Origin of the sequence: Spirulina sp. CS-785/01, assembly GCF_028330525.1 — a bacterium.
Lineage (GTDB): Bacteria > Cyanobacteriota > Cyanobacteriia > Cyanobacteriales > Spirulinaceae > JAQMSD01.
The window spans coordinates 1-10,401 of sequence record NZ_JAQMSD010000039.1; the positions used below are offsets into that span (position 1 = coordinate 1).

The window sequence follows — 10,401 nt, forward strand, 5'->3', positions numbered from 1 at the left end:
AGGTGTAGGCAAAACTGAACTCTTTAGATACAACACAGCATTAAGAGAAGAGTTTGGATTTGTTAAAGATTTAAACTCTCATGCTTGTCAAACGGCGGTTGAAAGAACCCTTAGAGCAATTACTCGTTTCTACGAGAACTGCAAACAACCCAAAACAGGAAAGAAAGGCTATCCAAAATTTAAAAAGCACTCACGCTCTGTCGAGTATAAAGTTTCCGGATGGTAAGCATTACCTAAATTGCCTAAAGACGCGGCTTCCCCCTGTCTATTGTTAATCTCTCGTGCTATGTCCAGTTGTTGCTGTTGACATCCTCCCCCCTCAAATCAAAGATTCTGAGGGGGGATTCCCAACATAATCGTTGGTTCTCGGTTCAACGAGCCGACTTAGATTGTCGATATCTCTATCCACTTGCCCAGTGGTCATGCTCTCCTCGAGCGTTCGGGTTTTTCACCCCAGTTCGCGAATGCCCTTCGCTACTGTTTAAGTATTCTGCTAATATCTGCAATCCTTTCGCTAAAATATTGCGTGCGGCATTCCAATCCCGGTCTAGAACTAATCCGCACTTGACACATTGATGAGTCCGAGTGCTTAACGTTTTCTCCACTTTTGCCCCACATCCCGAACAATTTATTGTCGTATAATGTGGGGCGACCGGAATGCAAATTGTCCCGTGAATTTTGGCGAAATATTGCAGCCATTGCACGAATTGATACCAGGAAGCATCGGATATGGACTTTGCCAGTTTATGATTTTTCACCATGTTTTGTACCTTCAAGTCTTCATAGACAATCAGATCGTTAGACCTGACTAACGCCAAGGCATCTTTTATTGCCTTGTCTTTACGCTGTCTGGAGACTTTCAGATGTTGTTTGGCTAATGCCTTTCGTGCTTTGTGGTATCGTTTCGATTGTTTTTTCCCCTTCTGATGTCGTTTAGAAACCCGACGTTGCAATTGTTTTAACCGCTTTTCGGATTTCCTCAGATAACGGGGATTCTCTACGGTATTCCCGTTGCTATCGGTATAGAACTCCTTGAGTCCGAGGTCAATACCGACAACATTACCGTTGAATTCATGTTCTTCTTTTCTCTCCCATTGAATGAGAAACTGACAATAATAGCCATCGGCACGCCTAACAATTCGCGTTCTTTGAATTTGTTGTTCCGAGTAGAAAACTAAGTCCCGACTCGTCCAAAGTTGGAATTTTCCCGCTTTAAATCCATCGGTGAATTCAATTTCTTTACCGTCGGGAGAGAGTTTCCATCCTGTCTTTTTATATTCGACAGAACGATTGAATTTCTTGTATTTGGGATAACCTTTTTTGCCAGACTTGCTTTGCTTGCAGTCAAGCCTGTCGGCGTGTGAGACACGACTGGTATAAAACCGCGAGATAGCAGCCCACGCTCGGTCTGCCGAACTTTGGCGAGCCTGAGAGTTGAGTTGTTTGACCCAAGGGGTTTCGCGATTCTTGGCCAGTTGAGAACACAACTTTTGCAGGTCATTGCGCGTAACCCCTTTGTTGTCCATCCAAAAACGCAAACACTTGTTCCGAACGAATTGCGACGTTCGGATTGCTTCATCTATTTTTGCGTATTGGGATGCCGTTCCCTTGAGTTTGGCTTCGATGACTATCATGTCCTTCTTCTAACACATTTTACCCAAGATGGGAAAATTTATAATAATTTATTGTTGGTCGCCATTCATCCCCCATTAAATCAAAGATTATAATGGGGGCATTCTGGCGACATTTTGGTAAATTCTCATGGAAAGAGGGACGCTGCAAGCAACGTCCCTCATGCAATCTTAACTTTTCTTGTGCTTCACGCGGTCATGGTTACAGTCGCTTGAGTAGGATAAAGGGTTTCTCGCGTTTCCACCATGGCCGTGATTAATCGATCCATGTCTTCCTGGGTATGTAACGCATTGGCCGTAACCCGTAAACGGGGTTTGGCAATAAACCAAATGGGAGATACCCAAATTTTGTACTGTTCTAGTAAATGTTGCGAAAACCGTTTCGGATTCATTTCTGAGGGCAGAATGACGGGAATGACATTGGTTTCGCCGATCGCGTTAAACTCATGTTCAATTAAGCGCGATCGCAGATAACGAGTATTGGCCTGTAATTTCTCCACCAATTCCGGATTTTGCCGGACTTGACGAATACTCTCTAAGGCCGCGGCAGTCGTCGGAGGAGGCAAAGAAATCGTCCCAATAGAGGTGGGAGACACATCCAGTAAATCGGTAAACTGGGGAATATGACTGCTAATGGCCGCCCCCGCAGAAGCCGCAAACTTAGAAAACGTCGTCATAATTAAAGGATTCATCCCCCGTTCGATGGCCGATTGAGGGGTAATACCAAAATGGTCATAAATCCCACCCCCCTTCGGCCCGATCGCGCCACTAGCATGGGCTTCATCCATAATCACCACACTACCGGGATATTGTTCCATCACGTCCAACATTTCCGGAAGCGGCACAATATCCCCATCCATCGAAAAGACCGCATCCGAGATCACCATAATGCGATCGCCCGGTTTCGCATAACGACGCAACTTCCGCGCCAAATCCCCCATATCACAGTGACGATAGGGCTTCACCCGCACCTTGGGACTATTCCCAAACATTTTCCCCGACCGATTATCCGCATTTACCACCGCCGACACAATGCAGCCATGATTGAGAACATCCGTCATAATCAGCGTTTCCCGTGTATTCTGATACCCCGGAACAGGCATCGCTAAATGGCAAAACCCATCCACCACCGCCTGTAACGCCATCCAAGCATTGAGAAACAACTGAGTATAGGGAAGATGCTTAAACGCCGAAATTTCCTGTTCTAGTTGACGATGAAGATCAATACGACCACTGAGAACCGAACAAGAACTATTAGAAGTCCCATACTGGAGAATAGAATCAATAGCGGCCTGTCGAACCGCCTCCGACTGCACCAACCCTAAAACATCATTGGTACAGAAAGTCAACACCGTCTGACGCTTCCCCGACGGGTCTTCGATATCGACCCAATTTCCCGTTTTTCCGTGGCTTATATACTTATCTGGGTATAAATCATTGTCATACAACCCCTGCATATACTCTTGGACAACTTGCACCGTTCACTCCTTGCATAACTGCTGATAAACAACTGTATTAAACCGGATTGACCTCATTTACGTAAGTAAAAATTACTGCATAGCCACTAAATCTTCTGGAGAAGACTCCCAGTGCGACTGAGACGACTGCTCTTGATACTGCTCATACTGCCCCAAGATAACGCGCTGAAGGGCCAGTATGGCGGGATTCACTTCAACATAACGACGCTGACGATTCTTCAAATAGGTTTGTTGCTCACTTTCTATCATTTCCACGTCTTGATCAAGGAAACGCTTAAATAAAAGTTTCCAGACCACCTTCGCTAAGACAGGTTTCAGCGAGTTCACCAACCACTGAGGAAGTCGCATCTTGACAAACAGCAGCGTAAAAGAGCGAGTTTCTTGGGGAGAAACAGGTAAACGGAGGAGGTGCATCTTCGAGACTCCCTCCAAGGAGTTGAAATAATGGGGATAGCGATATTCTACGGTAATTGTCCGAGTCGTGACACGCTTTTGACTCTCACTCAGTCGTAAAAACTTACTTAACCAACCCTGATAAGAGACCTGATATTTCGCCTTCACTTCCCGTTCCGTCCGTTCCAAAGACAGCAACACCGGGTCAAACCAACCATTAATTTGCCGATGGAGAAACCCGTGGAACACATCCATCGTATTTTCATTACAGATAGAAAAATGGGCATTAAATTTCGCCGGAATAGGGACAACCAGCCAGTCCGGGTCATCGTATTCTGGGATATTGGGAAGATCGTCTTCGTCTGCTAATTGAGCATCCCCCGGAAATACCCAGATTACACCATACTTTTCTAACGCCGGATAGATTCGCGCCTTAGCACAAGGAAGTTTTTGCTCCGGGGGGAAATAAGGAATGCTGACACATTCCCCGTGGCCATTAAATTGCCAACCATGATAGGGACAGACGAGGTTTTCCCCTTGGACTTCTCCCATGTGCAGTTCTACACCTTTGTGAGGACAGGCATTTTCAAGAGCGTGGACATTTCCATCATTATCTCGGTATAGGGCAATGGCCTGATTCCAAACCTGCACCGGAATCACTTGTCCCTGTTTCAGGTCTTTGGCCCAACTCACTGGATACCAGTAGTTCGGATTAATTCCCGTTTCGCGCACTTGATTCTGTACTATCTGGCTATTTAAGGTTGCCGCCAGTTCCATCCCTTACTAATCTCCTTGTTAAGAATCATAACAGTTTCGTTATTTTAGCAAGTAGTTGTAAAGATTCGCTGAGTCAGTGGACAGTAAGCAGGTTGGTTGTTGGTGAAAAAGGGAATGGGGAGTCGGGAGTCGGGAGTCGGGAGATGGGAGAGATGGGGAAGCGAAGAACAACTATCAACTATCAACTATCAACTATCCCCACACCTTGCCGTCTAATGGCACAATAACAAAGCAGACACGATCTATAACTAGGAAATCATATGATAGTTCTGACTGCTGTATTTTTAACGGCCTTCGTGGCCAGTAGCCTTGTAGAATACTGGATACATCGCCTGATGCACGCTAATGCCAAAGTAGGTGAACGTCACCGAGATCACCACCGCAGAAACGAAGGCCAAGGGGTGCTTTGGGAATTTCTCGACTATGTGAAAGGGGCGTTTTTACCCATGTTGGTTCTTTTCCTCGTGTCTTGGCCTTTAGGACTCAGTTGGTTGTTGGGAGGATTGACTTATGCGGCGTTTTCGGCTTATGCTCACCAACTGCAACACGAAAACCCAACTAAATGCTTTTGGATGAAAATGCCCGTTCACTATGTCCACCACAAGTACAATATGTGGCATCACAACTTTGGGTTAGGGGTTGATTGGTGGGATCATGTGTTTGGCACATATAAGCCTGTAGAATGGCTCACAGAAGACGAGTTACAGGCCACTCGCCCCAGTTTCTTACAACTGCGTTGGTGGTAAGTGTTGCACAAACATCCCGGCCAATGGCAACGCGGTTTTCTCTTAGCACTCCTCACGACCACTTTGTGGGGGGTGTTACCGTTGGCGTTAACCATTGTTTTACAGGCGTTAGATGCCTATACGTTGACTTGGTTTCGCTTTACGTTGTCCTTTTCGCTACTCTCGGTTTTATTGTTGCATCAACAACAGTTCCCCTCGTTAAGCCGAATTTATCCTAAAAATTGGCGGTTATTGTTGGTGGCGACGGTGTTTTTGGGGTGTAATTATTTTTTGTTTCTTCAGGGGTTATCCCTCACCAGTCCTGGGACGGTGGAGGTGGTTATTCAGTTGGCCCCGGTGTTGTTTGGGTTGGGGGCAATTTTGATTTTCCGAGAACGCTATATTCTGCAACAGTGGGCAGGTTTGGCGGTTTTGATTATGGGGTTAATGGTCTTTTTTCACGATAAACTCGGCACGCTGTTGACGACCCAAGGGTTGTATCTGTTGGGAGTGGGGATGATTTTTTTAGCGGCTTTGGCTTGGTCGGGGTATGCTTTGGCCCAGAAGCAGTTACTCCGGAGTTTTTCATCTTCTCAGATTATGGTGCTGATTTATGGGGGGTGTATGGTGTTATTTTTGCCGAAGGTGGATTTTGCGTCTTTTCTAACGCTTACGCCGTTACAGGGGGGGTTGTTGCTGTTTTGTGGGCTAAATACGCTGATTGCTTATGGGTCGTTTGCGGAGTCTCTCAACCATTGGTATGCGTCGAAAATTTCGGCGGTGTTATCCACGGCACCTTTAATCACGTTAGCTTCTGTGGAGGTGGCGGCTTTGGTGATTCCTCAATATATTGCGTCTGAACAGATTACGCTGTTGGGGGTGTTTGGGGCGGTTTGTGTGGTTTCGGGGTCTATGAGTATTGCGCTGTTTGGGAATCGGTGATGGGCTAAAAGGGCAAGATTGTATTAATAAAGTCTAAGAGTTTCAACATAAAGATTGTTTGCTGGACTTCTGGGCTGAGTTCTGGGGGGTAGGGACTTTCGGTTAAGGTTTGCTGGAGTTCGGCGTATTCTGCGGCGGTGAGGGGTTCTCCGTTAACGGGCGATCGCGCGTCTAAGATAATCTCAGTCCGTAATACTTCTTCGGGGGTTTCCTCTGCCGGGGGTAAGGCGAGGGTAAGGGTGGGGGATAATAACAGCATGATCACCCCACTGGCTGCATAGGTTAAAGGTTTCATGGTGAATTGATCGGTCTAGGGGGAGAAACCGGGTTTCTTATCTCCATTTTCAGGAAAAAACCAAGTTGAGGACAGAAACCCGGTTTCAAGCGCGGTTTCAGGGAGGGGGAGAAAGAACAAAGAACCAAGAACCAAGAACGAATTAATCCATCTCCTCAATTAACTGATTCACCTCCGTTGCGGCCTCGCTGTTGCCTTGTTCCCGATAGAGACGACGGGCGGTTTCTAGGATTTCCTTGGCTTCCTCTGGCCGACGACGGTTTTGTAAGGCTTCTCCCAGTTTTTGGAAAACTTGGGGGTTTTGGGGATCGAGTTCGCTGGCCCGACGATAGGACACCGTGGCCATTAAAAACATATCCCGTTCCATCCAGAAATTCCCGACCGCCACATGAACCTCCGCAGAATCCGGGGCTAAATGGGCAGCTTGACTAAAGGAGTCTTCGGCGGCCTCCCAGTCTTGTTGGGCTTGACGGATACGGCCAATTTGTAAGTGGACTTGGGGGTTACGGGGATCAAGTTCGGCGATTTCTTCGAGGATAGAAACGCCTTGATTATAGTTCCCTTGGTTGAGGAGGGCAACGGCTAAGGGAAGACGAATTTTGACATTGTTGGGGTGTTCTTGAACTGCCCGTTCTAGGAGTTCAACGGCTTTCTCATTTTCGCCCCGTTCGATGAGAACTGATCCAATCATCCCGTAAATTTCGCCACTATCTCCTAAATTTTTGGCGATAATCTGTTCATAGGTAGCAATGGCTTGGTCGTAGTTCCCTTCCCGCATCCGAACCACGGCTAAACCGAGATAACTTTCTCGATGATCTGGATCAAGTTGTAAGACTCGCTGATAGGCGGCGGCGGCGTTGGCGTTGTCTCCTGCTTTGGCGAGACTGTAGGCTAACCCGTAGTGAAAATCTACGTTATTCCGGTCTAGGGAAACGGCCTGACGATAGGCTTCGGCGGCGGCGGTATAATTTTGTCGGTTGGCTTGTAAGAAGCCGATACCGGAGTAAATGCGGGCGTTGTCTTGGTCGAGACGGGCGGCTTGTTGATAAACTGCGATCGCAGCATCATAATTCCCCGCTTCCGATAACTCTCGCCCCCGTTTTAGTAAGTCGCGCAATTCCTCACTACTCGATTGTTGCGCGAGATAGAGAGGTTCAGCATTAGCCAATGCCGGGGCGACAGTTAAGCCACCCGCCACGAAAATCCCTGCACTCAGGGTGATGGCAATTTTGCTGATTGTCCAGAAAAACTGCTTACTCATAGGTTTTATAGTGTCAAGGTGTGAGGTTTACTTCTAAAATTCCTTATTCCGTTGTTCCAGACGGAGTTTCCGCGAGAAAGTTTAAACGGTGACTTCTACACGCCACTGGGAACTAGAACATAATTATTTTAGACAGACGAACAAATGTTACAAAATTTAACCACAATTTAGGCTAATCTGTACACAAGCCTACTAATTATCTCAACCCAGATTAATTAAAAACGCTTATTTCCAGCAGGCGAAATGGCTCTAAATTGCTCCTAGCCAATATTCTAGGCATTTTTGACAGACATTCAGCCCAAAAAAATAAGCCGCTTAGGGCGACTTAGAATTGAGCTTGCTGTATTGGGAGGAGATTTCCAGATACAGATTAGATCCAGAGATTGACAAACTGTGAGCTTAAACCCCAGTATTCGTAGGGCTTGACTATAGAAAGTTTGCTATATTAAGTAATGTAACAGACTCGCCCAGAAAGTGCAACAATTCTTTACATTTTACTCAAGATTGGGTGACAGCAAGAGGCAGAAAGGAGAGACAGGGGAATTTGACCCTAACAAGAAAAAACTCAGCCCTAGAAGCTGAGAACAAGAGGAAATCCAGATAAATTGTTGGGAAAACGGGAAAATCCCCTGAATATCAGAGGTTATGCAGCGATTTGGACTCGTCCACGTTTCACAGACCGAAGCAGACGAGTAATCATGCGGTGTTCTTCTTCCGTCACAGATTCATCGAGAGTTGCGGCCATCAGTCCATAGCGGTCTAATACAGTTAATTGTCCAGTTTCAGCCACAGAAGCAAGAATTTCAGCGATCGCGCCAGGGAGGAGTTGAAGTTGGTTTAACATGATGTTCAGGGGATTTCCTTATCGACAATACTATCCTCACCCGAATCCCCAATAAATAACGTGATACCCGTATTCACTGGGTTGTGAACTTCAGCAAAACAATCCTTGAGAGAAATTACCGAGTGATGTGAGACGATAAACCCCCTAATGTGACAGATATCACGGGGACAGATATCACGGGGGGGTTATCACGGGGGGGTTGGTTGTTGGTTGTTTGGGAACAGGGAACAGGGAACAGTTTGTTCTTCGTTCTCCCCCAGAGGGAGGAGAGAGAATAGAGGAGAGAGAATAGAGAAAAAATTACAGACTACTCACTTCTCACTTCTCACTTTTCTCTCCTTACTTCTTCTCCCCCATCTCCCAACTCCCGACTCCCCTATCAACTATCAACTATCAACTATCATGCTACCCTGTTAAAGAGTTTCGTTCCTGATTTGCCGATGACTCTGACTCTCTACAATACACAAACTCGTCATAAAGAACCCTTCACCCCCCAAGAAGCGGGGAAAATAACCATGTATTGCTGTGGAGTCACAGTGTATGACCTTTGCCACTTGGGTCATGCCAGGTCCTATGTAGTGTGGGATACCGTGCGACGTTATCTATTATGGCGGGGGTTTGCGGTGCGGTATGTGCAGAATTTTACGGATATTGACGATAAAATTCTCAACCGGGCTAAAGAACGAGGGGCAACGATGGCAGAAATTAGCGATCGCTACATACAAGAATACTTCAACGACATTCGCCGCCTCAACGTCCTCGATGCCGATGAATACCCCCGTGTCACCGAAAACATCCCCGGTATTCACCAAATTATTCAAACCCTCATTGATAAAGGAATGGCCTACGTGGCCGACGGAGATGTGTATTACAGCGTAGAACGCTTCCCCAGTTACGGGAAACTCTCTGGCCGGAAACCCGAGGAAATGCAAGCCGGGGCCGGAGGCCGAGTAGGGACAGAAGGAAGTCAGAAAAAACACCCCTTCGACTTTGCCCTCTGGAAGTCCGCCAAACCCGGAGAACCCGCTTGGGACTCCCCATGGGGGAAAGGCCGTCCCGGTTGGCATATTGAATGTTCAGCCATGGTGAAAGCCATTTTAGGGGACACCGTGGACATTCACGGGGGAGGAGGCGATCTTATTTTCCCCCACCACGAAAACGAGGTAGCCCAGTCAGAAGCCGCCACAGACAAACCTTTAGCCCGCTACTGGTTACACAATGGCATGGTGAAAATTGAAGGGGAAAAAATGTCTAAATCCCTCGGTAATTTTATTACCATTCGAGACTTTTTAGACCAGCCTGCGGACCCTATGGGACTACGGTTGTTTATTCTCCAAGGCCATTATCGTAAACCCCTAGACTTTACCGAGGAGGCCATTCAGTCCGCCCAAAATAGCTGGCAAACCCTGAAAGAGGGGTTATTATTTGGGCAACAATACGGGGAAAAATTAGGATGGTCCACAGAAACCCGTCCGCAAACGGGAACATTACAGGAGTATGAAGCCCGGTTTATCGAGGCCATGGACGATGATTTTAATACCCCTGGGGGGTTGGCCGTTGTCTTTGAGTTGGCCAAGGAGTTACGCAAGGAGAAAAACCGGTTAACCCATGAAGGGAAAACCTCTGTGGAGTCGGAGATGTTACAACAGCAATGGCAAACTTTAGTGGAGTTGGCCAAGGTGTTAGGGTTTACGGTGGATGCGATAGAAGACGCGGGAGAAACGAGTAGTGGGTTGAGTGATGCAGACATTGAAACATTATTAGTTCAACGTCAAGCGGCGAGAAAGTCCAAGAATTTTGCGGAAGCGGACCGCATTCGGGATGAGTTACAAGGCCAAGGTATTGTCTTAGTGGATAAACCGGGGGGTGTAACCACATGGCATCGGGGATAAATTGCCGCATTGTGAGTTTCAATTTACGCTTTGATAAACCTGATGTGGGAGATGCGGCTTGGGGGAAACGTCGGGAGGCCGTGGCGGCCTATTTGCGGGAGAGTCGGGCGGATATTATTGGGAGTGACATACTCCCACGCTCAATCGGAGATTAGAGCGTGGG

General features: G+C 47.1%; 9 protein-coding genes and 2 pseudogenes. 5 read left to right on the plus strand and 6 right to left on the minus strand.

Annotated elements, in window-relative coordinates; genetic code table 11:
* Window positions 1-223: pseudogene (locus PN462_RS01800) on the plus strand (RNA-guided endonuclease TnpB family protein); the annotation flags it as partial.
* 96 nt (window positions 224-319) lie between these two features.
* On the opposite strand, the pseudogene PN462_RS01805 reads toward PN462_RS01800, so the two are convergent.
* The 3 genes and pseudogenes from PN462_RS01805 to PN462_RS01815 all read right to left on the minus strand — a co-directional run bounded on the left by PN462_RS01805 (window position 320) and on the right by PN462_RS01815 (window position 4,279).
* Window positions 320-1,634 (minus strand): annotated as a pseudogene (locus PN462_RS01805) (RNA-guided endonuclease InsQ/TnpB family protein).
* A 185-nt stretch (window positions 1,635-1,819) separates the two neighbouring features.
* Window positions 1,820-3,109 carry an aminotransferase class I/II-fold pyridoxal phosphate-dependent enzyme gene (locus tag PN462_RS01810; RefSeq protein WP_272126166.1) on the minus strand — a complete coding sequence of 430 codons (1,290 nt, stop codon included), beginning with the start codon at window positions 3,107-3,109 and terminating at the stop codon, window positions 1,820-1,822.
* Between the two features lie 72 nt (window positions 3,110-3,181).
* Window positions 3,182-4,279 carry an aromatic ring-hydroxylating dioxygenase subunit alpha gene (locus PN462_RS01815; protein WP_272126167.1) on the minus strand — a complete coding sequence of 366 codons (1,098 nt, stop codon included), beginning with the start codon at window positions 4,277-4,279 and terminating at the stop codon, window positions 3,182-3,184.
* 260 nt (window positions 4,280-4,539) lie between these two features.
* On the opposite strand from PN462_RS01815, the gene PN462_RS01820 reads away from it, so the two are divergent.
* Window positions 4,540-5,025, plus strand: a complete 486-nt coding sequence (locus PN462_RS01820; RefSeq protein ID WP_272126168.1) for a sterol desaturase family protein — start codon at window positions 4,540-4,542, stop codon at window positions 5,023-5,025.
* Window positions 5,026-5,946 carry a DMT family transporter gene (locus tag PN462_RS01825; protein ID WP_272126169.1) on the plus strand — a complete coding sequence of 307 codons (921 nt, stop codon included), beginning with the start codon at window positions 5,026-5,028 and terminating at the stop codon, window positions 5,944-5,946. It begins immediately after the preceding gene.
* A gap of 4 nt (window positions 5,947-5,950) precedes the next feature.
* Here PN462_RS01825 and PN462_RS01830 read toward each other — a convergent pair whose 3' ends face one another.
* From PN462_RS01830 to PN462_RS01840, 3 genes are all read right to left on the minus strand, one after another.
* Window positions 5,951-6,241 (minus strand): hypothetical protein, encoded by a 291-nt coding sequence (locus PN462_RS01830; RefSeq protein ID WP_272126170.1) that lies wholly within the window; start codon window positions 6,239-6,241, stop codon window positions 5,951-5,953.
* A 142-nt stretch (window positions 6,242-6,383) separates the two neighbouring features.
* Entirely contained in the window at window positions 6,384-7,502 is a 1,119-nt protein-coding gene (locus PN462_RS01835; RefSeq protein WP_272126171.1) for a tetratricopeptide repeat protein, read from the minus strand.
* 643 nt (window positions 7,503-8,145) lie between these two features.
* A complete protein-coding gene (locus tag PN462_RS01840; protein ID WP_272126172.1) occupies window positions 8,146-8,346 on the minus strand; it encodes a hypothetical protein in 201 nt (66 codons plus the stop codon).
* A gap of 440 nt (window positions 8,347-8,786) precedes the next feature.
* Between PN462_RS01840 and cysS the strand changes: the two genes are divergently transcribed.
* Both cysS and PN462_RS01850 read left to right on the plus strand, forming a co-directional pair.
* Window positions 8,787-10,238, plus strand: a complete 1,452-nt coding sequence (cysS, locus tag PN462_RS01845; protein WP_272126173.1) for a cysteine--tRNA ligase — start codon at window positions 8,787-8,789, stop codon at window positions 10,236-10,238.
* Between the two features lie 11 nt (window positions 10,239-10,249).
* Window positions 10,250-10,393, plus strand: coding sequence for a hypothetical protein (locus tag PN462_RS01850; RefSeq protein ID WP_272126174.1), 144 nt, complete (start codon window positions 10,250-10,252; stop codon window positions 10,391-10,393).
* The last annotated feature ends 8 nt before the right edge of the window (window positions 10,394-10,401 follow it).